This window comes from Haloterrigena gelatinilytica, from assembly GCF_013342145.1.
Classification (GTDB): Archaea; Halobacteriota; Halobacteria; order Halobacteriales; family Natrialbaceae; genus Haloterrigena; species Haloterrigena gelatinilytica.
The window spans coordinates 820,760-842,818 of the sequence record NZ_JABUQZ010000001.1; the positions used below are offsets into that span (position 1 = coordinate 820,760).

Here is a 22,059-nt window from a genome sequence, read left to right on the forward strand (position 1 = left end):
GCAGAGAGGCCGGCAGTTGATATAGTCCTTTCGCAGGGGACAGAACCCGCACGGGCCGCTCGAGTCCTCTGCCGCGATCGGTTAGCATACGGCCCTAGCTGACCAGTAGCACTGCATGAACGAGTTACAGCCGGTCGCCCTCGAACGCGAGGGGGCGACCGCGGATCTGGTCGTCGCGAACGGGCGGGTGTACGTCTCGAACCGGCGGGAGTTTCTCGAGCGAGACGTCGCCGTCGTCGGCGACCGAATCGCCGCGCTACTGCCGGATTCCGAGTCCGTCACCGGTCCCGACACGACGGTCGTCGACGCGTCCGACCGGGTCGTCCTCCCGGGATTGATCGACGCCCACACCCACGCGGACATCCAGGTGACGCCCGAGCGCGCCGCGCCGGCGATGCTCGCCGGCGGCACCACGTCGATCGTCACCGAGACCTCCGGACTCGGTCTGCTCTTCGGCAGCCGCGGCGTCGAGTTCACCCTCGAGCGGACCGCCGACCTGCCGGTGACGGCCTACCTCACCCTGCCGCCCCAGTGGTTCGTCGACACCTTCGAACCCGCGCGGGGCGACGACGCGGACCTCGAGGCGTTCGTCGACCTGCTCGAGCGCGAGCGCGTGGTCGGCGTCGGGGAGATCGACTGGATCCACGTCGTCGGCCGCGAGTCGCCGGTCGAACGGCTCTACGACCGCGCTCGCGACGCGGACGCGACGATCGTGGGCCACGGGGCGGGCTGTCGGGGCGAGTCGCTCCGCGCGTTCGCGACCGTCGTGGACAACGACCACGAGGCGATCGAAGCCGACGGGATCCGCGAGCGGGCCGAACACGGGATCCACGTCGTCGGCCGCTGCGGCTCGAACCGCGACGATATCGACGCGCTCGCCGCGGCCGTCCCCGACGTCGATCGCGGCAGCGTCTCGCTGTCGACCGACGGCGTCTGGCCGGCCGACCTCGTCGACGGGGTCGGGATGGCCGACGTGGTCCGGCGCGCGATCGAGGCCGGCGTCCCCGAGCGGGACGCGATCGACGCCGCGACGCGCAACCCCGCCGAACACTTCGGCCTCGAGGGCCGGGGTGTCGTCGCGCCCGGCGCGTTCGCGGACCTGCTCGTCGTCGACGACCTCGAGTCGATGACCGTCCAGACCGTGGTCGCCGACGGCGCGGTCGTCGTGGTCGACGGGACACCAGCCGTCGAACCGCGGACCGACCCCTATCCCGACTCGGTTACCGACACCGTTTCGGTTGACTGCGACGCGGATCGCTTCACCGCGCCGCTCGAGGCCGCGCCGGACGGCGTCGTCCGCGCGATGGAGGTCGGCCGCGGACTCGTCACGACCGAGACGACCGCCGAACCCGCCGTGCTCGAGGCCGGCGAACGCGGCGACGGGGCCGCGGCGACCGACGCCCGACTCGGTCCCGATCCGGACGCCGACGTCCTCACGGCGACGCTGATCGACCGCGATCCGGCGACCGACGACCGCGCCTTCACCGGCTTTCTCGTCGGCTACGGCCTCGAGCGGGGCGCCGTCGCGACGAGCGCGGTCTGGGAGACGCCCGGGCTGGCGACCGTCGCCGCGGACGCCGACGACGCCGTCGCCGCCGCCGAGCGCGTCGCGGAGCTGGGCGGCGGATTCGCCGTCGCTCGAGACGGAGCGATCGTCGCGGACCTCCCGATGCCGGTCGGAGCGACGGCGGCCGACGCGGCGGTCGAGGACGTCGCGGCCGGCGTCGAGGCGCTCGAGGCGACGCTCCGCGAGAGCGGCGTCGACGTCGCGGATCCGCTGCTGACCGTCCAGACGCTGACCTTCGTCGGCGTGCCCACGCTGAAGCTCACCGCGTCGGGCTACGCCGACGTCCTCGGGCGGTCGCGAGTCGGCCTCGAGCCGACGGCCGATCCGGAGTCGTAGAATCAGTACTGGGGCGACTCTTCCGGCTCGCCGTCGCGGGCGTTGACGACGCGACCGAAGGTGAACAGGCCGTCCGAGAGCCGGTTCAAGTACTGGACGGCCTGTTCGTTGATCTCCTCCTCCGCGGCCAGCGCGACCGCCCGGCGCTCGGCGCGCCGGCAGACGGTTCTGGCGTGGTGAAGTTGCGCGCCGCGCTCGCTGCCGGTCGGCAGGATGAACGACCGCAGGGGCTCGAGTTCCTCGTCGTACTCGTCGATCCAGTCCTCGACGGTCTCGACGTGGTCGGCGCGGATCGCGGGGTCGTCCTCGTCGGGATCGGGGTTCGCGAAGTCGGCCTGGACGACGTGGAGGTGGTTCTGGATCTCCCGGAGCCGCTCGTCGACGTCGTCGTGGCCGGTCGGGCGGATCGTCCCGACGAGGGCGTTGAGTTCGTCGACGGTGCCGTAGGCTTCGATGCGCGGACTGGCCTTCGAGACGCGGCTCATGTCCCGGAGATCCGTCTGCCCGTCGTCGCCGCGGCCTGTGTAGATCGACATGTCCGTGTGCACGGACGAGACGCACTTAATCCCTGCCGGCGCCGCTCGAGCGCTCAAGCGGACGCTTCGGCGCAGACGGACCGGACGAGTTCGCCTGCCCGCCGTGGCGCAACCAGTACGTTTTACACTTGCGGGGCCCAATCGCCGCGCATGGCCATGGAACTCGATCACGAGTGCCCGAACTGCGGCACCGAACGGACCTTCTACCGCGCGGCGAGCACGACGCTGCACCTCGGCGAAAAGGTCAAGTGGCACTGCCCGGAGTGCGACTACGGCTTCGTGAAGATCGGCGACAACGGCACCGCCGTCGACTCGAGCGCGTAACGGCCCCTTCGACGCGAATTCCGATCGCCGAGTTTCTTTTTCGACCGTCGTTCACTCGAGCGGGTAGCCTCCGCCCTCGAAGTCGACCGCCTCGAACTCACCGGCCCACGACGCAACAACGAGCGAAACGCACCGCGGCGCTCACTCGTCGTCGCCTTCGGACTCGAGGGCCTGCCACGAGAGCCGCGGCGACCGCGCCGCGCTGGTCTGATCGATCCGGCGCGCGGTGGTCCGTTCCGGCGCCGCCTCGAGCGTCTCGTCGTCCTCGTCCGCGACGGCGTTGAAGGCCGCGGCGAGCCGGTCCAGCGTGTCCTTCCCCTCGACCTCCGTCGGTTCGGTCATCAGCGCCTCGGGGACGATCTCGGGCCACTTGGTCGTCGGCGGGTGGACGCCGTAGTCGAGCATCCGTTTCGCGACGTCGGCGGCGTCCTGCTCGCCCGCGCTGGCGACGAACTCGTGGTGGAACGGCTCGTAGGGAACCTCGTACTCGATCCGGCTCGCGAGGTAGTTCGCGTTCAGCACCGCTTTCGCGCTGGCGTCGGCGAGCCCCTCGTCGCCCAGCCGCGCGATGTAGGCGAAGGCCTTGACGAGGACGAGCCAGTTGCCCTGGTAGCCGTGGACCTTGCCGATGGTGTGTTCGGGGTCGAACAGTTCGTAGCCCGGTTCGCTCTTGCTCGCGCCGTTCTCTCGCACGCGAGGCGCCGGCAGGAACGGCGCCAGTTCGTCGACGACGCCGACCGGGCCCGCGCCCGGACCGCCGCCCCCGTGGGGCGTCGCGAACGTCTTGTGGACGTTGTAGTGCATCACGTCGAAGCCCATGTCTCCCGGGCGGGCCCGACCGAGCAGGGCGTTCAAATTCGCCCCGTCGTAGTAGAGCAGGCCGCCCACGTCGTGGACCATCTCGGCGATCTCCTCGATGTCGCGCTCGAAGAGGCCGAGCGTGTTCGGGTTGGTCAGCATCAGCGCCGCGGTGTTCTCGGAGAGGGCCGCCTCGAGCGCCTCGAGGTCGACCCGGCCGCCCTCGTCGCTGGGCAGCGAGACGACGTCGTAGCCGCCCAGCGCCGCGCTCGCGAAGTTGGTCCCGTGGGCGCTCTCGGGGACGATGACCTCGTCGCGGTGGCCCTCGCCCTCGTGCTCGTGGTAGGCCGCGGCGACGCGGATGCCGACGAACTCGCCGGCCGCGCCGGCGGGGGGCTGGAGCGTCACCGCGTCCATCCCGCCGATCCGACCCAGGTAGTCCTGGAGCCGGTACATGAGCTCGAGGGTTCCCTGGACCGACCGCTCGGAGCGATCGGGGTGGACGGCCGCCGAGGGGAGCGCCGCCACGTCCTCGGTGAACTTGGGGTTGTACTTCATCGTACACGAGCCCAGCGGGTAGGGACCGCTGTCGATCCCGTAGATCATCTGGGAGAGGCGCGTGTAGTGGCGCGCCAGTTCGGGCTCGGAGAGTTCGGGCAACTCGAGGGAGTCCCGGGTCAGATCGTCGGGCAGGGGCGAGCCGCCGTCCCCGCCGTTCCCGCCGATCTCGACGCGAGTCTGGTCCTTCTCCGAGAGCAGGGGTTCGTACTGGCCGTTCTCGACGTAGCGGGCCTGATCGTAGCGGGTCTGTTCGGCTCGCGGATCGTCGCGGCTCTCGTCTCGGTCGCTCATCGAATCACCTCCCGGAACGCCGCGACGAACGGATCGATCCGCTCGTCGGGGACGCCGGCGACGCAGACCTGCAGTTCGTGGTCGCCGACGACGTGAACCGCGAAGCCGCGTTTCTCGAGGTCGTCCGCGATCGCCGGCGCGGGCTGGTCGACGCGGATGACGAACTCCCGCAGGTGGTGGCGGTCGTGGACCGGCGCTGTGGCGCCGACGAGGTCGTCGAGGCGCTCGGCGAGATCCTCGGCGCGGGTGACGCCCCGCTCGGCGAGGTCGACCATGCCGCTCGGCCCCAGGTACGCGGCGTGCATCGCGGTTCGGAGCGCGACCCAGGCCTGGTTGGTGCAGATGTTGCTCGTCGCCCGTTCGCGACGGATGTGCTGTTCGCGGGTCTGCAGGGTGAGCGTGAACGCCCGCCGGTCGGTCGCGTCCTCGCTGGCGCCGACCAGCCGACCGGGGACCTGCCGGAGGTAGTCTTCGGTCGTGGCGAACAGTCCCAGTCCCATCCCGTAGCTCGTCGGCAGTCCGAGCACGCTCGCGTCGCCGACGACGACGTCGGCGCCGACGTCCGCCGGCCGCTGTAACAAGGAGAGCGCGACGGGGTCCGTACCGAGCGCGAACAGGGCGTCGCGTTCGGCCGCCAGCTCGCCGATCGACTCGAGCCCTTCCTCGATCGTCCCTCGAACGGTCGGGTTCTCGGCGTAGACCATGACGCACTCCTCGTCGATCAGTTCCTCGAGGGCCGCGAGGTCGACGTTGGCGTCGTCGGTGGGGTACGTGTCGACCGCCAGATCGGTGCCGGCGACGTAGTTCTCGAGCGTCGAGCGCCGCCCCTCGAGCAGGAGGTCGGGGACGAGCACGCGGTGGCCGCTGGTATCGCGGACGCGCTCGGCCAGCGTGGCGGCCTCGCCCAGCGCCGTCGCGGCGTCGTACATCGAGCAGTTGGCCACCTCGAGGCCGGTCAGCTCGACCAGCAGCGACTGGTACTCGAACAGGGCCTGCAAGAACCCCTGCGAGATTTCGGGCTGGTACTGCGTGTAGGAGGTCAGAAACTCGGAGCGGTCCGCGAGGTGGTCGACCAGCGACGGCACGTAGTAGCCGTAGTGGCCCCGCCCGAGCAGCTCCGTCAGGTCGTCGTTGCGTCCCAGTATCGTTCGGACGAGTCGCCTCGTCTCCCGTTCCGATCGCGCGTCGATTCCGAACTCCCCGTCGAACTCGACGGCGTCGGGAATGTCGAAGAGGTCGTCGACCGATCCGGCGCCGACCGCCTCGAGCATCCGCGCCCGTTCGTCGTCCGTGTGGGGTGCGTAGGGGCTCCCCGTGGCGTCTGATCCGTGCATGGCTAATCGTCGTCCCGTCGATCCGAACTCGTCCGTCCCCTCCCGCAGCGTTCGCGGGTTCCGATCCGAGACATGATACGCGGTTCTAGCGGTCACGGGGTAATGAACGCACCCCTTCGATCGCGGCGGCGACCGACCGCCTCGGTCCCCCGCGTTCCCGCGGAGCCTGCAAACGCGCCGCCGAGGGCTTTCCTCGCCGGCGGTGTCGGCCAGTCCCATGGCCAGTCCAGACGACCGAGACGACGACCGGACGCCGCCGTTCGACGTCGACCCCGACGATCCCGACGCGACCGCTCCGCGAGACTCCCCGCTCGAGGACGACGACCGCGAGATCGGAGCGAAGATCGCGACCGATCAGGAGGCCTTTCTCGGCGTGCTCCCGCACTTCTACCGCGGCGAGGTCAGCCAGGCCAACGGCGCCCAGGACCGGATCGACCGCACCACCGACTGGGCGATCGCCCTCATCGCCGCCCTGCTGTCGCTCGTCTTCTCGAGCCGGCGGATGCCGGCGTTTCTCCTCTTGGTCGGCCTCTTCGTCCTCTCGATCTTCCTCTTCTACGAGGTCCGACGCTACCGGTTCTACGACCACTGGCGGGCCCGCGTCCGGTTCGTCCAGGAGAACGTGTTCGCGAACGCGCTCGACCCGGTCGGCACGGAACACCCCGAGTGGCGCGAGGAACTGAGCGCCGATCTGCGACATCCGACGTTCAAGGTCTCCTTCCTCGAGGGGCTCTCCCGTCGGATCCGTCGGGTGTACGGGCTCCTCTTCACGGTGCTCGGCGTCGCGTGGGTGTTCAAGGTGACGCTGTTTACGCCCGAACAACGGTGGACGGAGGCGGCCGAGCTGCCGGGGCTGCCGGGGATCTGGGTGGCGGTCGCGTTGGCCGTCTTCCACGGCTGTATTTTCGCGCTGGCGTTCTGGCCCACCGAGCGACGGGCGAAGGGCGAGATTCACGGCTCGGAGCCGGGCGACTGGAAGAACGACTGACCGCTCGATCACTCGCCGTCGTCGGTGGGTTCGTTCGACGCAACGTCGACCTCGGACGAGCCGGAATCATCAGTTTCGGCCGGTTCGTCGCCGTCGCTGGTGCGATCGTCGGCCGCCTCGTCGTCCGCGAGCGCCGGTGCCGATCCGTCGCGCTCGGCGCGCTCTCGAGCGAAGACGTCCAGCGTGATCTTCGCGCCGCCGAGGACGACGGGGCCGATGAACAGCCCGACCGCGCCGAAGGTGATGAGCCCGCCGAAGATGCCGACCACGATGATCGCCGAGTTGAAGGCGCTCGTGCGCCCGATGAGCGCCGGCCGGAGGTAGGTGTCGGAGAAGGTGACGAGCAGTCCGTAGACGACCAGTCCGCCGGCGGCGACGGGCCGGCCGACCGCGACGAGGTAGATCGCGACGGGGAGCCAGACGCCGAAGGCGCCGACCAGCGGCAGGAGGGTGAGCACGAACGTGAGCACAGTGAGCAAGACGACGGCGGGGATGCCGAGCACCGCGAGCCCCGCGCCGAGTAACACCGCCTGAATGGCCGCGACGAGGACGTTGCTGATCACCGACGCCTGCATGAGCTGATCCAGTTCCGCGAACAGCTCCCGCTGGATCTCGTCGTCGATCGGGACGACGCGGTACAGCCACTCCATGAGTTGCTCCCCGTCCCGCAACAGCGCAAAGCAGACGAACAGGGTGATCGTCAGCCCGATCATGAGCCCCGGCAGCCCGCCGACGATGTCGAGCGCGCCCGTCGCGATCCCCTGCGCGCCGGAGGATATCGCGTCCTGGTACGTTTCGTAGAGCCCGGTCAGGTTGACCTCGTACCCCCGCTCCGCGATTTCCCGCTCGATCAGCTCGATATCGACGTCGCCGTTCCGGACGGCGTCCACGAGCTGGCCCGTCTGCCGGAGCGCGACGCTTATGATGTACACCAGCGGCAGCAGGATGACGATCACGGCGGTGATGACGGAGACGAACGCGGCGATCATCGGCCGGACGTACCGCTCGAGTCGCCGCTGGAGCGGCAGGAGGATGTACGCGAGGACGACGCCGAAGAGGACGTACTGCAGGTACGGCAGGACGATGAGGAGTCCGAGAACGACGGCGATCAGCGCGAGCGCGGTGAGAACGGGCTGCTCGACGACCCACGCCGGCGGCTCTGGACGCTCTGGCATATCCCCGACTGCAACGTCCCGACAGATTAGTCCACTGAAGGGAGCGCCCGCTCGCTCGCAAAAATCTATCTTGCAAACGCGTTGCGTTTGCGAGAGCCGCGAGACGCTTCGCGTCTCGCTTGCCGCTAAAAAACCGCTTCGAACCGCCTACTCGACGTACCGGTACTTCCGTTCACCCATGCGGCCCCAGCCATCGAAAACGAACTCCGACTCGGGGGCCGTGAACTCCTCGACGTCGACGTCCATGTCGTGGTTGTGGACGTCGTGGACCTCCTCGTAGTCGTCCCAGCTCATGTCGTACCGGTCCTCGAGTTGCGCGTCGACGTTCAGCGCCTCGATCTCGTCCTCCCAGCCCTCTCGGACGACTTCGGAGTGGATCTCCGCCTGGGCGCCGCTGCCGTAGGAACCGACCAACAACGCTTCGCCGGTCATGTCGCGACCGTTCTCGAGGGCGTGTTTGAGCGCGCTGGCGCGGGCGACGTGGACGGAGCCGGTGTACCAGTTGCCGACCTCGCGGGAGATCGACAGCGTCGGATCGATCGTCTCCGCGTACCACTCCTGATACGCGTCCGTCTCCTTGAGCAGGTCCATGTACTCCCGGAGCGCGTCGCGGTAGTCGTCGTCGGTATCGAACGCTTCGGGACGGGGCTGGCGACCGATCTCGTCGGCCAGATCGTCCTCGAGGCTCGTATCGCGGATGACGTGGCGGTAGGCCAGCAGGGCCGCCTTCCGGACCATGCCCGGGAACGGCGTGTGGAACGGCGCGTAGGCGAAGTCCTCGGAGTGGACGTCGCCCGCGACGCTCTCGTAGTCCTCCAAGGCCTCGCGCATCCGGGCGAGATACACCTGCACGGAGCGTTTGCCGTCGACGGAGGGGAACTGCTGGTTGGGCTTGAGGAAGTCGGTCTCGTCGGCCGAGCCGTACCCCTGTTCGGCCGAGAGTTCGACCAGGTTGGGATCCTCGCTGATCAGCATCGCGACGGCGCCGGCGCCCTGGGTCGCCTCGCCGGCGTCACCGCGAGCGTACAGCGCCGTGTCGGTCGCGATGACCAGCGCAGAGCGGCCGCGGTTGCGACCCGCGCGAATCCAGTTGTACGCGTCGTCCAGACTCTGGGTGCCCGCGATGCAGGCGAACTTCCGCTCGCCCTTGTTGGCGTGGTGGAAGTCGCCGTCGAAGACCTGCTCGAGGCAGCCGGCGACGTACGTCGAAACGGGTTTGGAGTTGTCGAAGGCGCTCTCGGTCGCGACGTCGATCCGCCCGATATCGTCGGGCTCGAGCCCTTTGCGCTCCATCAGTCGGTGGGCGGCGTTGGCGCCCATCGTGACGATGTCCTCGTAACTGTCGGGGAAGGAACTGGCGTTCAGCCCGAGCCCTTTCGTGTACTTCTCGGGGTCTTCGCCCTTCTCGGGAGCGAACGTGCCGGGTAAGTCGAGTTTGAGGTTCCCGGTCCAGATTTCGATGGCGTCGATACCGACTGCAGTCATACCGTCGCATTCGTAGAGACGACATATGTTACTGTCGATGGAAAGATCGACAGCCGTCGAGAGCGGTGTTATCCGATTCGCGCGATCGACTCGGTACGGCTGTTTCCGTTGCCGTCTGTAACGGTAAGTCGAATTTCGTACTCGTTTCCGGACCCGTTCTTCTCCTCGAGTTCGATTCCGTCTTCGACGACGCGGTCTCGATTCGGATACGCCTTCTCCCACGTGTCGACCACGGCTCCCGTGTCGTCGAGTAACTCGAGGGTGCCCCGCGTGATCGGCGCGTCACCGGCCGACGCCCGCCACGTGACGGTGAACCGCGCGTGATTATTGTGGTTCTCGCTACTCGCTTCGAACTCCTCGATCGAGGGGGGAATCTCGTCGTGTTCGACGCGTACGGTGATCGTATCGCTGCTCCCCCCGCTCGAGACGAAGAGGTCGACGTCCCCCGACCCTTCCGCTTCGAAATCGACCGTCCGATCGCTCTCGTCGAATTCGGAAACGGTCGGACCGGACGGTTGATACGCGAAATCGAGCGTCGCTGATTCGGCCTCCGCGTTGGCGGCGAACGTTGCGGTCTCCCCCGAATACACGCGGTAATCACAGCTCTCACCGTCGTCACACGGTCGCGCGCTATCGTGATTGTCGGTCCAGTGAACGGTGTAGGCGCCGCCGCTGCGTTCGCCGTCACCATCGTCACGCGCGGTCACGTCGTACTCCCCGCTCGAGTCGCCGCCGTCCCCGATCCCGACTCGAGCGACCTGCAGCTCGTACTCGCCGGCGGCCAGCTCGATCGCGAGCGCGCCGCGCCCCTCGTCGGTCGCGTCGTAGGCGGTCACCCGCGCGTCCGACTGACCGTCGTCGAACGTCGTTCCGATCGTGTCGTTCCACGCGGTCGGTGCGGCGGTCGGAACCGTGATCGTGACGTTCCCGTCGCCCTCGCCTTCGATCGGAACCGGATCGGACGGGCCGCTGAGCGCGGTCGGATCGACCGTCACTGCGCCGCCGCCCGACCGCGAGAGCGCGCCCTCGAGCGCGACGAGCCTGATCGTCCCGTCGGAGAGCAGCGGCTGATCGGTCAGCGAGACCCGCGCGTCGTCGAACTCGTTGAACGCGAAGCCGTGTTCGATCCGCGTCGTCGGCGCCGAGTCGTACTCCCTGTACGCGGGCGTGTAGGCGAGGGTCGTCGTGGAGTGGTTGCCGGTCAGGTTGTGGGGATTGCCCTCGTACGCCGATTCTTCCCCGGCGAATCGGGCGTCGATGCTGATGGTTTCCGTGCCCGTCGTCTCGAGTCGGCCCGTCGGCGCGGGCGGGTTCGCCGCGACCGTTCGGGACGGAAATCGGGTGCCGAGCGTGACGGCCGTCGACCGCGTTCCGCCCTCGGTGCCGACGTTCCGGATCGCGTTCCGGAGCTCCTGTAACTCGTCGTGGACCGCCTGGTTGTGGGTAAACTCCACCCGTTCGTTCTCCGCGGGGACCGCGTTGAGCTGGTAGAGCGCCAGCGCGGCGAAGACGATCGCGAGCAACAACACGGCCCCGATCTGGACGGTGACCGCGCGCTCCTCGCCCCGAAAGACCATAGCCGTGAATGCGCCCGATAGCGTAAACGTGTACTGGCCGTCGGGTCGCCTCCCGCGGCGACGGTCCGTCGGCGGCCGTCCGACTGAAAGCTGTGGCTTACTATGTGGCGCGTCGGGGTACGTCACCGCGCATGCGACGTGTCGAAGAGCGGTTCCGGAGCCATCTGGTCGAAGACGAATCGGTGCGGGCGCTCGCGTCGGGACGGCTCCTCGGGGACGCCGTTCGCGGTCGAGCGACGATCGGCGCGACCGACCGTCGACTCCTCTGCGTCTCGGCGAGCGGCGAGTTCGTCGACGTCAGGTACGACTGGATCTGCTCGATTCGGCGCCGGGAGCAAACGCGCGTCGAGTACCGATCCGAGGACGGGCCGAACCGATCCCTGCGCCTCCTGGGCGGGCTCGTCGCCCTCGCCGTTCTCGTCGTCGGGATCGTCGCTACGACCGGTATCAGTGCGGTTCAGGGGGTCGCCACGACCGCGCTCGCCGCCGCGACCGTCGCTCTCGTCGCGGCCGTCCACTCCCTGCGAACGCGACCGGGCATCGGTCGCGCGACCGAGCAACTCGCCGTTGGGACCGGCATCCTCGCGCTGGGCGCCGTCGTCGCCGTCGTTCCCCTCGCGGCCGGCGTCTCGCTGCCGCTCTACGGGCTCGTGACGCTCGCCGGGCTCGGACTGGCCGGCTACGCCGCTATCCACCGCGCGGAACTCGCCGGGCTGGGTATCGACGGCCGCCGCGAGACGCTGCTCACCGTCACGACGGTCGACGGCGACACCGTCACCCTCGCCGTCGACGCCGACTCGACGTTCGACCGCGACCTCGAGGCGTGCGTCCACCGGACCGATCCCGCGTCCGTCGAACGGCCGCTCGCTCGGGCTCCGGTCGAGCGCCCGCGGGACGGTGACGACTCTGCGACTGTCGGGAGTACGTGACCGTTACGGCGACGACTCGGTCCTCAGGAGGGGAGTCTGGCGAGGCACTGGTGACAGTACCGCGCCGACGAGGCGTTCGGGTTCCCACAGGCCGGACACCGACGGCTCGAGGCGGTCTCCGACTCGATACCGATCCCGCTCGCGAGCACGGTCAGCACGTCGTCCTCGACCTCGTGGCCCTGTTCGTGCAGCCACCGATCGATGAAGGCGTCGTCGCGAAGCTTCTCGAGACCCCGCACCAGTCCGAGAAAGAACAGCGTGGGCGCGATCATGACGAACGCGGCGACGGCCAGCCGGCCGACGAGCTCGAGCGTGCTAAGTTCTGCCATGGAGAGTGGTACTGCGCCGGCGGCAAAACACCTACCGCTCGCCCGGTCGTGTCAGCCCGCGAACCGGCCGATTGCGTTCGCTCGCCGGGGTCGAAATCAAAGCGAACGGTCGAGAACGCAGTCGCTATCGAATCGACGAAAACGCACGCGAGGCGACGAACGCACGCGAGGTCGGGCGCGATCAGTCCGAGATGAACTTGTTGTCCCGCCAGTTGACGCCGCCCTCGCCCGAGTTGTGGTCCCGCGGTCCTTCGACGACCTCGATGTTGGCCGGTCGGGGCTCGCCCTCGACGATGCGGGTCGCCTCGAGTTCGCCGTCGCGCTCCGAGATCGCCGTCAGCGTCCCCTTCTCGGCGGCTTCGGCGATGCCACAGAGGACCAGGAACATCTGGTACTGCAACAGCGAGTTCTGGAGGACGGTCTCGCGGTCGCCCTTGAACGCCGCGAACTCGACGAGTTCGGATTCGATTTCCTCCTCTTCCTCCTCGTCCCAGCGGAAGGCGTTGCGCCGCTCGTCGGGGTCCTCCTCGTAGACCCGGTTCTCCGTGACGCTGGCCTTGAGCTGGGCGGTCGGCGTGTACTTGCTGACCGATTCGTCCTCGGCGACGGCCTTGAGAATGAGCGTGTTGTTGCGCCGCGTTATCTCCACGTCGGTGATACCGTCCGGGTACTCTGCCTCCTCGATGTGTTCCCGAAGGTCTTCGAGGGGTAGTTCGAGCGTCGAATGCAGCCGATAAACGTGTCTGGATTCCTCTGTTGACATGGTGGGATGATCTGCGGCGACAGTCGCTGGGTTCCTAGTACGAGCGCGTGACTTATATGACCTGCTATTGGATACGTGGCCGATGCGTTCGGATTAATTCATCGGCGCGATTCGGAGTGATTATTCGGCGTCGAGCGTCTCGGCCAGCTCGCCGCGTTCCTCGAGTTCCTCGAGGACGTCCGAGCCGCCGACGAACTCGCCGTCGACGAACGTCTGCGGGATCGTTTCCCAGCCGCTGTGGTCCTCGAGGGCGGCCCGGAACTCGGCGAGGGAGTCCAGGACGTCGACGGTCTCGAACTCGTCGCGGTGCTGGTCGATGAGACCGAGCGCCTTCCGGGAGTAACCACACTGAGGCATCAGCTCGGTCCCCTTCATGAAGAGGACGACCTCGTTGTTCGCGATGGCGTCCTCGACTTGCTCGTCGACCTCGTCCTGATCGAGACCCTGGTTCGGTGGGAATTCCATATCAGTCGTATGGCAACGAGAAGGGATAGGCCTTGCGTCCGCGGTACCGACGGAGCCCGAGACGACGCTCCTACCGCGGGTCCAGCCTGACGATCCGATCGTCGTTCGCTCGGGGGAACGGTCCGTCCGCGCGCCCGTCCCGGTTCGACGTGAGCAGGTACAGCGAGCCGTCCGGCCCGGGCTCGACGTGTCGAAGGCGACCCCACTCGTCGGCGAACAGGCGGTGGACCGTCGCCGTAAAGCGGTCGTCGAGCCAGTCGGCGTCGTACCGGACGCCGTCGGTCCCGTCCGGGCTCCCCTCGCCGTCGACGTCCGAATCGCTTCGGGGCGTGAGCCCGGCGACGGCCAGCGCGCTCGAGGCGAGCCCGCAGACGAGGACGGTGTTCGTCCACGGTTCGATCGCGCCGTCGTCGTAAAACGCCAGTCCGGACGGCGCCCACGTCGTTTCGGCCCCGGTGTTGACGACCGGCGGCGTCGCCGCCTCGTACTCGTCGTAGCTCCCGTACTCGGGGTCGTCGGGTCCGCCGCGGACGAGATCCCAGCCGTAGTTGCCGCCCGGCCGGAGGACCGAGAGCTCGTCCCGCGCGCCCGGCCCGTGCTCGGCGAGGATCGGCGTTCCCTGCGGCGTGAAGTCGAGTCCCTGCGGATTGCGGTGGCCGAGCGTGTACGTGCGTCGGTCGCCGTCGTCGCCCCAGTCGGGATTCTCGGGATGTGGCTCCCCGTCGGGCGTCACGCGCAGGACGGCACCGGCTCGGGAGCCGGGATCCTGCGTCAGTGCGGGCTCCCTCGCGTCGCCCGTCAGCACCCAGAGGTGGTCGTCGGGGCCGAACGCGATCCGGCCGCCGTTGTGAATCGACGACCCCGGGATCCCCTCGAGGACCGTCTCGAGGGCGTCGGCCTCGAGGTCGTAGCGGACGACCCGATTCGAGACGGCCCCGTCGTCGGCCGTGTAGTAGACGAACAGGTCGGGGGTGGCGGGGTAGTCGGGGTGGACCGCGACGCCGAGGGTCCCGCCCTCGCCGGGCGACGCGCGATCGGGGAGGGACGCGCTCTCGAGGAGTATCTCGCCGTCGTCGGGTCCCAGATCGGCGTCCTCGGTCAGTTCGTCCGCATCGAACCGGCGGACACCGCCGTCGCGTTCGGTGACGAAGGCGTCGCCGTCGGCGAACGTGAGATCCCACGGAATCGCGAGGTCGGAGACGACCGTCGTCGCCGCGACGTCGTCCTCGCCGGGGACGGCGTCGGCCGGCCGCCAGTCGGGTTCCGACCAGTCGTCGGCGGGGACGGACTCGGGCGTCGCGAGTTCCGTCGCATCCGTTCCCGACTCCGTGAGACAGCCCGCGAGCGCGGGAACCGCGACGCCGGCCGCCGCCAGCAGGCGTCGACGCGTCGGAGCGTTCATACGGGTACTGCGGGACGGAACGGTGAGAAACCTCGGGTTGGGTGCGGGGAACAGACGCCGGCTCACCGACCGCCGCGGCGTTACTCGTCGCCGTTCGGCAGCCGCGCCGTGGTGAACCAGAACTCCGCGTAGGCCCGAATGGACTCCAGAAACTCGTCGGGCTCGACGGCTTTCTTGAGACAGGCGTTCGCGTGCTTTCGGTACGAGTGCAGGACGTCGCTCTCGTCCTGCGAGCCGGTGAGGACGGTGATCGGAATGTGCTTGTGCTCCGGATCGTCTTTCAGTTCCATCAACACCTGTTCGCCGCTCGTCCGAGGCAGGTTCCAGTCGAGAATAACGAGGTCCGGTCGCGGTGCGTTCGCGTGGTCGTCGCGTCGGTAGACGAAATCGAGCGCCTCCTCGCCGTCGGTAACGGCGTGGAGTTCGCTGTCGGCGCCGGCGTCGCGAAACGCCTCCTCGACGAGGCGGACGTCTCCCGGGTTATCCTCGACCAACAGCACGTCGATCGTCCCCCTCGAGCGACCAGATGCATCGCTCATCACTCGGGTTTCGAGATGACTACGCATGAAAGCACTGCCTGAGTCGCCGATCGCTAGCCGCGACGGGACGGCGCGCGTACGGACCGCGACCGCTAGTCCGCGGCCGGCGGCGCCGTCAGGACGTCGAGCTTTTCGGCGGCGTAACCGAAGACGTCCCGGTAGCCGTTCGGCGACATCAGGATGGGATAGAACGGTTCGTCGGCGACCTGCGTGTCGCCGTCGGCGGCGGCGAACGGATCGCCGGCCTCGACTTCGGTGAAGTTGTCGACGAAGACCTCGTAGGTGTCGGCGTCTTGCTTACGGATGACATCGGTGAGCCGGTAGACCGGTAGATCGCTGTGGATCGTATCGCCGGGTAACGCGTCGACGGCCGTGAGGAACGCGCGGGTCAGTCGGTCCGCGTTCTGGGCGGCCGTCTCCGACCCCTGCAGGCCGCACTCGACTTCGATCGTGTCGATCTCGGAGAACAGGCGTCCCTCCGCGAAGTTACTCGTCTCGACCATCGCCGTCACCGGAAGCTGCGGGACGACCGCTTTCGCGGTCTCGCTGACGCCGTTGACGATCGCGAAGGGCTCGCCGTGGCTCTGGGTCGAGTGCATCGAGAACGTCAGACAGCCGTCGAGCTCCTCGACGAGCCGATGGGCGAGTCGTCCCTCGTGAGTTTTCGCGTCCGGGTCGCCGGGAAACGCGCGGTTCAAGTCCTCGTCGACGAATCGGACCCGCCGCTCGAGGGCCTCCTCGTTGGCGACGATGAGCTTGACCGGCCGCTCGACGGTCGGGCGCTCGTCGAGCAACCGTTCGACGGCGCGAACGCCACAGGGTTCGTCCCCGTGAACGCCCGCGACGACTGCGATCTCCGGCGTTCCTGACCCGAGCTGTGCAACTCTCATTACCGCATCATTGGGCTCTGTGGCCAAAGGCGATTCGGTCTCTCACGAACGAGACCATTCCGTCCGGCCGTCGTGGGGCTAGTTGCCACGCCGCTACCCCTCGGTACGACCGGTTTCGAGTCGACGAACGGACGGAACTGTCACTCTTCGAGTGTCTCAGCGTACTCGAAATCGGCCGGTCCGGCGGTCGGACGCTCGCCGTCGATCGGAATCCGCCAGTCGTCGATCCGGGTCGGTTCCTCGAGGGCGTTCGTCAACACGGTCCGGACCTCGAGGACGTCGACGCCGTAGTAGTCTCGAGGAACGTCCCGCAGGTACTGCAGCGCGGTTCGAAAGAGCGACCGCAGTCCGTCGTCGTTGTCGAAGTCGATCCGCTTGTACGCGCCGGCCGCGACCTGCACCATCCCGTGGCAGAACGCGCTCTCGGTGCTCCCGCGGCCGTAGTTGTACCACTCGAGTTCGAAGCAGTCGTGGCTCTCGTGGTAGGCGCCGGCGTTGAAGAGGCGGACGCCGTGGACCGTCGCCCGACGAAGCGTGGCGTGCTCCCAGCGGCCCGCCTCGGGCCGCCAGCCCGTCGGCGTCTCGAGCCCCGGTGGCGGCGCGACGGTCGGGTCGCTGGTGTGCTCGTCCATACGCCGAGTTGGTGCGGCGGACGGGTAATTCCGTCGCCGACCGCGAGACGACCCCGACGAACCATCCGAGTACTTATTCGGGTCCGGTCCCCCACCATCGACTAGATGAAGCACCCCCGTTGGCGGTGCCAGGACTGTGGGGAGCGCCTCTACGAGCACATCGAGGGCGACTACCAGTGTCTGAACTGCGGTCGCCGGTACGATCCCGACCAGCTCGAAGAGAACGCTACCTGAAACTGGATTCACCGCTCGCCCGTCGTTCGACCGCCGCTGACGGCCTGACCGGGCCGTATCCGGTAAGCGGCCTGTAGCTGCGGGCCCAACGGTATAGGTCGCGAAGACCCATCGACGAAATATGGAGACGCGATGGGCGACCGTCGACGGTGTCCACCTGCAACTGCCCGACGACTGCACCGCCGCCGAACTCCGAGATCACCTCCGGAAACCCGACGACGCGGCGCTGATCGCGGTCACGGGCGACCTCGTATCGATCGTTCACGACGAGGAGCAACCGCTCTCGGCGATGGTCGCCGGCTGCGCCGACACCTACTACTTCAGACGGCCCGACGAACCGGACCGGAACGACCTCCTCGCGGCGCCGGAGATCGACGACGCCCTCGAGGCGCCGTCGTCGGACGAAACGACCTTCCAGCGCCCCGGAATCGACCACTGACGCTCGAGCGTCGGACTGCGGGCCGTCGTAGACGTTCGTCAAATATCTCCGCTATTTGCGACCTATCTCGGAAGAATACTTCCTTACCGGGGCGTAAAACTAAAGAGATCTCGGTTCTTGGCTAGTGCCACGACCATGAGCCAACGTGTCACGCTCGAGCCGGTCGACGAGATTCCGAACGACTGCCGCATCTGCCACTACGACGAACTCGAAGCGGAGGCGAAAGCGCAGGTACCGCTCCTGATCGACGCCCCGGCCGAAGCGGAGACCGACGACGCCGACGGCGTTGCCGACGCGTTCGAGGGCTGCGATCTCGTCAAGTACACCGAGTACTACGCGGTGTCGGCCGACTGAGGTCGGCCCGGTCCCGTTCTACGGATCCGAACGGGAGTCGACGGCTCGAGGACCGAATCGGCCGGCCGATCAGTTATCCTCGTCGGGGTCGAGTTCGAACTGTTCGTTCTCCGAGACGGCGTTGAGAACGATGCTCGTGTTCGACTGGTTGATGTCGGGGTCGGTGATCAGCTGCTTGATCTGGTCGTTCATGTCGTCGGTGTCTTTGAACTTCCCGATGGCGATGACGTCGTAGTTGCCGGTGACTTCGTAGACCGAGATCATCTGTCGGTGGTCCTTCAGGGACTCGGTGATCTTCGGCAGCGCGCTGCCTTCGGCTTTGAGCTGCATCACCGCGGTGACGTCGTAGCCGAGGGCGTCGTAGTCGACGATCGGCGTATACCCCTGAATGACGTCTTCCTCCTCTAGGTCCGAGAGGTGGTTGGAGACGGTCGTGACGGAGACGTCGAGCTCCTCCGCGAGGCTGCGAAGACTCGCGCGTCCGTCGCCGAGCAGTTCGTTTACCAGATCCGTGTCCAGGTGTTCGTAGGTCATTTGTATACTATGAAGTCCTCCGTATATAAGGTATTTACGAATATCCAGTTCTAACAGCCCCCGTCGTTGCTTCGCGTAGGAAATCCCCGTTCGACATCTATTTCGGTATTTGAGGCGGACGAAATAAGCGAATTCGCGTTCGCGGCCGCGCGGTCGACCGCGGTTGCCGTCGCGGGATCGGAATAATCGATTCTCGTTATCGAAGGGTGAGAAACCGCTTCGGTCGTACTTCTCGACCGGTTGCGCTCGTCTGGCGTAACTGACAGCAGTTATTGGACGAACCAAAGCTATTTCTCCCCGCCGTTCATCGTGGTATCCATGACGATACAACGACGCGAGTTCATCGCCGCGCTCGCCGGCGGCGGCGCCGCCGGACTCGCCGGCTGCTCGACGCTGACCGGCGACGACAGCGACGCCGAAATCAGCGGCGAAACGCTGACGCTGACGACGACCTCGAGCACGTACAACACCGGGTTGCTCGACGAACTCAACGCGCCCTTCGAGGACCGGTACGGCGTCTCCGTCGACGCCGTCTCGCAGGGGACGGGACAGGCCCTCGAGACCGCGCGAAACGGCGACTCGGACGTGGTGATGGTCCACGCCCGCTCGCTCGAGGACGAGTTCATGGAGGCGGGGTACGGCGTCAACCGACGCGACCTCATGTACAACGACTTCGTCGTCATCGGCGGTCCCGACGATCCCGCGGGGATCGGTGGCAGCGACGACGTCACCGAGGCGTTCACCGCCATCGCCGACTCGGAATCCCCGTTCGTCTCCCGTGGCGACGACTCCGGAACGCACACGAAGGAGCTCGAGATCTGGGACGAGGCGGGACGCAGCGCCGACGAGCTCGGCGAGTGGTACCAGGAGGCCGGCCAGGGGATGGGCGACGTCATCAACATGGCCAACCAGCAGGGCGCCTACACGCTGTCCGACCGCGGGACGTATCTGGACATGCAAGGCGAGGTCGACCTCGAGATCCACGTGCAGGGTCCGATCGAGGACGGGCCGGAGCTGCTCGCGAATCCCTACGGGATCGTCGCCGTCAACCCGGCGGTCCACGACAACGTCGAGTACGACCTCGCGATGGCCTACATCGGCTTCATCACCGGCCCGGAGGGCCAGGACCTCATCGAGAACTACACCGCCAACGGCGAGCAGTTGTTCTACCCCGAGGCCCTCTCCGAAGAGCCGAACTTCCGGCAGTACGTCCCCGAGGGGTGGAGCGCCGACGGCGGCGGCAACTCGAGTGACTCGTCGGACGAATAATGTCCCTCGAGAGCGCGACGACGGTCCCGCTGCTCGCCGGGTTCCCCTTCGAGTGGAACTACATCCGGAGCATCATCGTCGTCTCCCTGTACGTCAGCGTGGCCGCGGTCGCGTTGAGCACGTTGGTCAGCCTCCCGATCGCGCTCGCCGTCGGCTTCTCCGACTTTCGCGGGAAAGGGCTCCTGACGTCGATCATCAACACCGGCATGGGGTTTCCGAGCGTCGTCGTCGGACTGGCCGTCCTGTTTACGGTCTCCAACGAGGGGCCGCTCGGCTCGCTCGAACTCGTCTTCACGCGCGAGGCGATGATCATGTCCCAATTCGTCCTCGCCGCGCCGGTGATCACCGGCGTCAGCCTCGCCGCGGTGAGTAGCGTCGAGCAAAACGTCCGCGACGCGGCGTACGCGATGGGCGGCACTCGCCTCGACGTGGCGCTGGTCACCATCAAGGAGGCTCGCTACGGGATCGCGACCGCGGTGCTGGCCGGCTTCGGGCGGGCGATCAGCGAGGTCGGCTCCGTCCTCATCGTCGGCGGAAACATCGCCGGCGCCGACGGGACCTCGAAGACGCGGACGCTGACGACGGCGATCCAGCTCGAGGCCCAGCGCGGACGGTTCGAGACGGCGATGATCCTCGGCGCCGTCCTCCTCGCGATCGTGCTGGTCGTCAACGGCATCGTCGTCCGACTGGGCAGCGACGAAGGGGGGTACCGATGACCCTCGAGGCGACCGACGTCTCCCACGGCTACGGGGACGAGACGGTCTTCGACGACGTCTCGCTGTCGGTCTCGACGGGGGAGGTCGTCGCGATCATCGGCCCCTCCGGCGTCGGCAAGTCGACGCTGCTCCGCCTGCTCGCGCTGTTCGACGCGCCCGATCGGGGGACGATCAGCTACGACGGCGAGGACGTCTGGCGACAGCCCGACGGGCAGCGACTCGAGTACCGCCGTCGCATCGGCATGGTCTTTCAGGACGCGAGCCTCTTCGACGCGAGCGTCCGCCGGAACGCCGCCTACGGCCTCCGCGTTCGCCAGTCGTGGCCCGAACGGATTCGACACGAGTTCGCGCAACTCGTCGGCGAGCAAAACGGCACCGGCGACGCCGTCGAGGCCCTCGAGACCGTCGGGCTGGCCGACAAGGTCGATCAGGACGCCGACTCGCTCTCGGGCGGCGAAGCCCAGCGCGTCGCCTTCGCCCGAGCGCTGGCGTACGATCCCGAAATCCTCCTGCTGGACGAACCCACGTCCGATCTCGACCCGCGAAACACGGCGGTCATCGAGGACGCGGTGCTCCAGGCCCGAAATCGGGGGATCGGCGTCGTCGTCGCGACGCACGACATGCACCAGGCTCGGCGCGTCGCGGACCGCACCGCCGTGTTGCTCGGCGACGAAATCATCGAAGTCGACCGGACCGAACGCGTGTTCGACGATCCGCGCGACGACCGGACCCGGCAATTTATCGACGGCGAACTGATATACTGACCATCGCGGAGACCCGCCGCGCACGCGCCGACCACCGCTCGAAGCTACTATGACGATCGAAAAGGAGTACACCACGAAACTCGCGGTCGACGACGTCACGATCGACCGGCGCGACATCGAGATGCTCGACGCCATCGATCGGTACGGATCGATGCACCGCGCCGCCGAAGAACTCGGCCGCTCCTACGCCCGCCTCCAGAACCGCGTCGTGGAGATCGAGGAGGCCGTCGGCCCGATCACCGAACGCCAGCGCGGCGGCAGCGGCGGCGGCGGGACCGAACTGACCGCGACCGCCCGGGAGTTGCGCCAGCAGTTCGACCGCCACGAGGCCGCACTCGACGGCGTCGCTCGAGTGACGGAATCGGTCTTCGCGGGCACCGTCCGCGACCGAACCGGAGAGCTCGGGACCGTCGAGACGGGGATCGGCCCGATTCTGGCGCTCGTTCCCGACGACGCGAGCGAGGTCCAGGTTGCCGTTCGCTCGGACGCCGTCGTCCTGACCGATCCCGAGGAGACCCTCGAAGCCGATAGCACCAGCCTGCGCAACCGGTTTCGGGGCACCGTCGATCGCCTCGAACCGGGCGAGTCGATCACCAGAGTGACCGTCGGTCTCGAGGGAGACGGGGGGGACCCGACGCTCCAGGCGCTGGTCACGAAGGCCAGTTCGGAGCGCCTCGGGCTGGCGTCCGGGCGCGAGATCGCCGCCTCGTTCAAGGCGACCGCCGCGCGAGGGATCCGCATCGATCCGGATTCGCCGGAGTCGTCGGAGTCGTCGGAGTCGCAGGAGTCGCGGTCGTAAGTCGAACCGGCTCACGGGCGCCCGTGGCT

The 22,059-nt window shown here is 67.7% G+C and carries 25 protein-coding genes; 11 read left to right on the forward strand and 14 right to left on the reverse strand.

Going from position 1 to position 22,059, the window contains the following annotated elements; all coding sequences use genetic code 11:
- The first annotated feature begins 115 nt into the window (after positions 1 to 115).
- Complete coding sequence (locus HTZ84_RS04070) at positions 116 to 1,903, forward strand: adenine deaminase C-terminal domain-containing protein (protein ID WP_174679506.1); 1,788 nt, start codon at positions 116 to 118, stop codon at positions 1,901 to 1,903.
- A gap of 2 nt (positions 1,904 to 1,905) precedes the next feature.
- Here HTZ84_RS04070 and HTZ84_RS04075 read toward each other — a convergent pair whose 3' ends face one another.
- Positions 1,906 to 2,439, reverse strand: coding sequence for a cob(I)yrinic acid a,c-diamide adenosyltransferase (locus HTZ84_RS04075; RefSeq protein WP_174679507.1), 534 nt, complete (start codon positions 2,437 to 2,439; stop codon positions 1,906 to 1,908).
- A 150-nt stretch (positions 2,440 to 2,589) separates the two neighbouring features.
- Here HTZ84_RS04075 and HTZ84_RS04080 point away from each other — a divergent pair, with 150 nt between their 5' ends.
- Positions 2,590 to 2,763 carry a DUF7838 family putative zinc beta-ribbon protein gene (locus tag HTZ84_RS04080; RefSeq protein WP_164721982.1) on the forward strand — a complete coding sequence of 58 codons (174 nt, stop codon included), beginning with the start codon at positions 2,590 to 2,592 and terminating at the stop codon, positions 2,761 to 2,763.
- 141 nt (positions 2,764 to 2,904) lie between these two features.
- Here the strand turns inward: HTZ84_RS04080 and gcvPB are convergent, their stop codons facing one another.
- Both gcvPB and gcvPA read right to left on the reverse strand, forming a co-directional pair.
- On the reverse strand, positions 2,905 to 4,413 hold the full coding sequence (gcvPB, locus tag HTZ84_RS04085; protein ID WP_174679508.1) for an aminomethyl-transferring glycine dehydrogenase subunit GcvPB: 1,509 nt from the start codon (positions 4,411 to 4,413) through the stop codon (positions 2,905 to 2,907).
- Complete coding sequence (gene gcvPA, locus HTZ84_RS04090; protein WP_174679509.1) at positions 4,410 to 5,747, reverse strand: aminomethyl-transferring glycine dehydrogenase subunit GcvPA; 1,338 nt, start codon at positions 5,745 to 5,747, stop codon at positions 4,410 to 4,412. The genes gcvPB and gcvPA overlap by 4 nt, the downstream gene beginning before the upstream one ends.
- Positions 5,748 to 5,964: 217 nt before the next feature.
- On the opposite strand from gcvPA, the gene HTZ84_RS04095 reads away from it, so the two are divergent.
- The gene (locus tag HTZ84_RS04095) at positions 5,965 to 6,735 is read left to right on the forward strand and encodes a DUF2270 domain-containing protein (protein ID WP_174679510.1); all 771 of its coding nucleotides are present in this window, start codon (positions 5,965 to 5,967) and stop codon (positions 6,733 to 6,735) included.
- Between the two features lie 8 nt (positions 6,736 to 6,743).
- Here HTZ84_RS04095 and HTZ84_RS04100 read toward each other — a convergent pair whose 3' ends face one another.
- From HTZ84_RS04100 to HTZ84_RS04110, 3 genes are all read right to left on the reverse strand, one after another.
- Entirely contained in the window at positions 6,744 to 7,910 is a 1,167-nt protein-coding gene (locus tag HTZ84_RS04100; RefSeq protein ID WP_174679511.1) for an AI-2E family transporter, read from the reverse strand.
- Positions 7,911 to 8,057: 147 nt separating this feature from the next.
- Complete coding sequence (gene hmgB, locus HTZ84_RS04105) at positions 8,058 to 9,395, reverse strand: hydroxymethylglutaryl-CoA synthase (RefSeq protein WP_174679512.1); 1,338 nt, start codon at positions 9,393 to 9,395, stop codon at positions 8,058 to 8,060.
- A 68-nt stretch (positions 9,396 to 9,463) separates the two neighbouring features.
- On the reverse strand, positions 9,464 to 10,972 hold the full coding sequence (locus HTZ84_RS04110; RefSeq protein WP_174679513.1) for a hypothetical protein: 1,509 nt from the start codon (positions 10,970 to 10,972) through the stop codon (positions 9,464 to 9,466).
- 131 nt (positions 10,973 to 11,103) lie between these two features.
- Between HTZ84_RS04110 and HTZ84_RS04115 the strand changes: the two genes are divergently transcribed.
- A complete protein-coding gene (locus tag HTZ84_RS04115) occupies positions 11,104 to 11,901 on the forward strand; it encodes a hypothetical protein (protein ID WP_174679514.1) in 798 nt (265 codons plus the stop codon).
- Between the two features lie 23 nt (positions 11,902 to 11,924).
- Here the strand turns inward: HTZ84_RS04115 and HTZ84_RS04120 are convergent, their stop codons facing one another.
- The 7 genes from HTZ84_RS04120 to HTZ84_RS04150 form a co-directional block, all read right to left on the reverse strand.
- Entirely contained in the window at positions 11,925 to 12,230 is a 306-nt protein-coding gene (locus tag HTZ84_RS04120) for a zinc ribbon domain-containing protein (protein WP_174679515.1), read from the reverse strand.
- Between the two features lie 181 nt (positions 12,231 to 12,411).
- Entirely contained in the window at positions 12,412 to 12,993 is a 582-nt protein-coding gene (locus HTZ84_RS04125; protein WP_008894793.1) for a DUF7110 family protein, read from the reverse strand.
- 120 nt (positions 12,994 to 13,113) lie between these two features.
- Complete coding sequence (locus HTZ84_RS04130) at positions 13,114 to 13,458, reverse strand: glutaredoxin family protein (protein ID WP_174679516.1); 345 nt, start codon at positions 13,456 to 13,458, stop codon at positions 13,114 to 13,116.
- 70 nt (positions 13,459 to 13,528) lie between these two features.
- Positions 13,529 to 14,860: a PQQ-dependent sugar dehydrogenase gene (locus HTZ84_RS04135; RefSeq protein ID WP_174679517.1), complete on the reverse strand. Its 1,332-nt coding sequence runs from the start codon at positions 14,858 to 14,860 to the stop codon at positions 13,529 to 13,531.
- Between the two features lie 80 nt (positions 14,861 to 14,940).
- Positions 14,941 to 15,399, reverse strand: a complete 459-nt coding sequence (locus HTZ84_RS04140) for a response regulator (RefSeq protein ID WP_174679518.1) — start codon at positions 15,397 to 15,399, stop codon at positions 14,941 to 14,943.
- Between the two features lie 92 nt (positions 15,400 to 15,491).
- Positions 15,492 to 16,289 (reverse strand): M14 family metallopeptidase, encoded by a 798-nt coding sequence (locus HTZ84_RS04145; RefSeq protein WP_174679519.1) that lies wholly within the window; start codon positions 16,287 to 16,289, stop codon positions 15,492 to 15,494.
- Between the two features lie 140 nt (positions 16,290 to 16,429).
- On the reverse strand, positions 16,430 to 16,921 hold the full coding sequence (locus tag HTZ84_RS04150) for a DUF309 domain-containing protein (RefSeq protein WP_174679520.1): 492 nt from the start codon (positions 16,919 to 16,921) through the stop codon (positions 16,430 to 16,432).
- A gap of 105 nt (positions 16,922 to 17,026) precedes the next feature.
- Between HTZ84_RS04150 and HTZ84_RS23010 the strand changes: the two genes are divergently transcribed.
- The 3 genes from HTZ84_RS23010 (at position 17,027) to HTZ84_RS04160 (ending at position 17,948) form a co-directional block, all read left to right on the forward strand.
- Positions 17,027 to 17,155 carry a hypothetical protein gene (locus HTZ84_RS23010; RefSeq protein ID WP_256402143.1) on the forward strand — a complete coding sequence of 43 codons (129 nt, stop codon included), beginning with the start codon at positions 17,027 to 17,029 and terminating at the stop codon, positions 17,153 to 17,155.
- 121 nt (positions 17,156 to 17,276) lie between these two features.
- Positions 17,277 to 17,594, forward strand: a complete 318-nt coding sequence (locus HTZ84_RS04155) for a hypothetical protein (RefSeq protein WP_174679521.1) — start codon at positions 17,277 to 17,279, stop codon at positions 17,592 to 17,594.
- A gap of 135 nt (positions 17,595 to 17,729) precedes the next feature.
- On the forward strand, positions 17,730 to 17,948 hold the full coding sequence (locus HTZ84_RS04160) for a hypothetical protein (RefSeq protein ID WP_174679522.1): 219 nt from the start codon (positions 17,730 to 17,732) through the stop codon (positions 17,946 to 17,948).
- A 69-nt stretch (positions 17,949 to 18,017) separates the two neighbouring features.
- Here the strand turns inward: HTZ84_RS04160 and lrp are convergent, their stop codons facing one another.
- Entirely contained in the window at positions 18,018 to 18,482 is a 465-nt protein-coding gene (lrp, locus tag HTZ84_RS04165; RefSeq protein WP_008894802.1) for an HTH-type transcriptional regulator Lrp, read from the reverse strand.
- Positions 18,483 to 18,800: 318 nt separating this feature from the next.
- On the opposite strand from lrp, the gene HTZ84_RS04170 reads away from it, so the two are divergent.
- From HTZ84_RS04170 to HTZ84_RS04185, 4 genes are read left to right on the forward strand one after another with little or no spacing between them, the layout of a single operon-like run.
- Positions 18,801 to 19,751 (forward strand): substrate-binding domain-containing protein, encoded by a 951-nt coding sequence (locus HTZ84_RS04170; protein WP_174679523.1) that lies wholly within the window; start codon positions 18,801 to 18,803, stop codon positions 19,749 to 19,751.
- Positions 19,751 to 20,467 (forward strand): ABC transporter permease, encoded by a 717-nt coding sequence (locus HTZ84_RS04175; protein ID WP_174679524.1) that lies wholly within the window; start codon positions 19,751 to 19,753, stop codon positions 20,465 to 20,467. Before HTZ84_RS04170 ends, HTZ84_RS04175 begins: the two co-directional genes overlap by 1 nt.
- Entirely contained in the window at positions 20,464 to 21,231 is a 768-nt protein-coding gene (locus HTZ84_RS04180; protein WP_174679525.1) for an amino acid ABC transporter ATP-binding protein, read from the forward strand. The genes HTZ84_RS04175 and HTZ84_RS04180 overlap by 4 nt, the downstream gene beginning before the upstream one ends.
- A 49-nt stretch (positions 21,232 to 21,280) precedes the next feature.
- Positions 21,281 to 22,030 (forward strand): TOBE domain-containing protein, encoded by a 750-nt coding sequence (locus HTZ84_RS04185; RefSeq protein WP_174679526.1) that lies wholly within the window; start codon positions 21,281 to 21,283, stop codon positions 22,028 to 22,030.
- Positions 22,031 to 22,059 lie beyond the last annotated feature (29 nt).

Bases quoted from the DNA above. Each gene is read 5' to 3' on its own strand.
- HTZ84_RS04070 (WP_174679506.1), top strand. From the start codon at position 116: ATGAACGAGTTACAGCCGGTCGCCCTCGAACGCGAGGGGGCGACCGCG.
- HTZ84_RS04075 (WP_174679507.1), bottom strand. From the start codon at position 2,439: ATGTCGATCTACACAGGCCGCGGCGACGACGGGCAGACGGATCTCCGG.
- HTZ84_RS04080 (WP_164721982.1), top strand. From the start codon at position 2,590: ATGGCCATGGAACTCGATCACGAGTGCCCGAACTGCGGCACCGAACGG.
- gcvPB (WP_174679508.1), bottom strand. From the start codon at position 4,413: ATGAGCGACCGAGACGAGAGCCGCGACGATCCGCGAGCCGAACAGACC.
- gcvPA (WP_174679509.1), bottom strand. From the start codon at position 5,747: ATGCACGGATCAGACGCCACGGGGAGCCCCTACGCACCCCACACGGAC.
- HTZ84_RS04095 (WP_174679510.1), top strand. From the start codon at position 5,965: ATGGCCAGTCCAGACGACCGAGACGACGACCGGACGCCGCCGTTCGAC.
- HTZ84_RS04100 (WP_174679511.1), bottom strand. From the start codon at position 7,910: ATGCCAGAGCGTCCAGAGCCGCCGGCGTGGGTCGTCGAGCAGCCCGTT.
- hmgB (WP_174679512.1), bottom strand. From the start codon at position 9,395: ATGACTGCAGTCGGTATCGACGCCATCGAAATCTGGACCGGGAACCTC.
- HTZ84_RS04110 (WP_174679513.1), bottom strand. From the start codon at position 10,972: ATGGTCTTTCGGGGCGAGGAGCGCGCGGTCACCGTCCAGATCGGGGCC.
- HTZ84_RS04115 (WP_174679514.1), top strand. From the start codon at position 11,104: ATGCGACGTGTCGAAGAGCGGTTCCGGAGCCATCTGGTCGAAGACGAA.
- HTZ84_RS04120 (WP_174679515.1), bottom strand. From the start codon at position 12,230: ATGGCAGAACTTAGCACGCTCGAGCTCGTCGGCCGGCTGGCCGTCGCC.
- HTZ84_RS04125 (WP_008894793.1), bottom strand. From the start codon at position 12,993: ATGTCAACAGAGGAATCCAGACACGTTTATCGGCTGCATTCGACGCTC.
- HTZ84_RS04130 (WP_174679516.1), bottom strand. From the start codon at position 13,458: ATGGAATTCCCACCGAACCAGGGTCTCGATCAGGACGAGGTCGACGAG.
- HTZ84_RS04135 (WP_174679517.1), bottom strand. From the start codon at position 14,860: ATGAACGCTCCGACGCGTCGACGCCTGCTGGCGGCGGCCGGCGTCGCG.
- HTZ84_RS04140 (WP_174679518.1), bottom strand. From the start codon at position 15,399: ATGAGCGATGCATCTGGTCGCTCGAGGGGGACGATCGACGTGCTGTTG.
- HTZ84_RS04145 (WP_174679519.1), bottom strand. From the start codon at position 16,289: ATGAGAGTTGCACAGCTCGGGTCAGGAACGCCGGAGATCGCAGTCGTC.
- HTZ84_RS04150 (WP_174679520.1), bottom strand. From the start codon at position 16,921: ATGGACGAGCACACCAGCGACCCGACCGTCGCGCCGCCACCGGGGCTC.
- HTZ84_RS23010 (WP_256402143.1), top strand. From the start codon at position 17,027: ATGAAGCACCCCCGTTGGCGGTGCCAGGACTGTGGGGAGCGCCTCTAC.
- HTZ84_RS04155 (WP_174679521.1), top strand. From the start codon at position 17,277: ATGGAGACGCGATGGGCGACCGTCGACGGTGTCCACCTGCAACTGCCC.
- HTZ84_RS04160 (WP_174679522.1), top strand. From the start codon at position 17,730: ATGAGCCAACGTGTCACGCTCGAGCCGGTCGACGAGATTCCGAACGAC.
- lrp (WP_008894802.1), bottom strand. From the start codon at position 18,482: ATGACCTACGAACACCTGGACACGGATCTGGTAAACGAACTGCTCGGC.
- HTZ84_RS04170 (WP_174679523.1), top strand. From the start codon at position 18,801: ATGACGATACAACGACGCGAGTTCATCGCCGCGCTCGCCGGCGGCGGC.
- HTZ84_RS04175 (WP_174679524.1), top strand. From the start codon at position 19,751: ATGTCCCTCGAGAGCGCGACGACGGTCCCGCTGCTCGCCGGGTTCCCC.
- HTZ84_RS04180 (WP_174679525.1), top strand. From the start codon at position 20,464: ATGACCCTCGAGGCGACCGACGTCTCCCACGGCTACGGGGACGAGACG.
- HTZ84_RS04185 (WP_174679526.1), top strand. From the start codon at position 21,281: ATGACGATCGAAAAGGAGTACACCACGAAACTCGCGGTCGACGACGTC.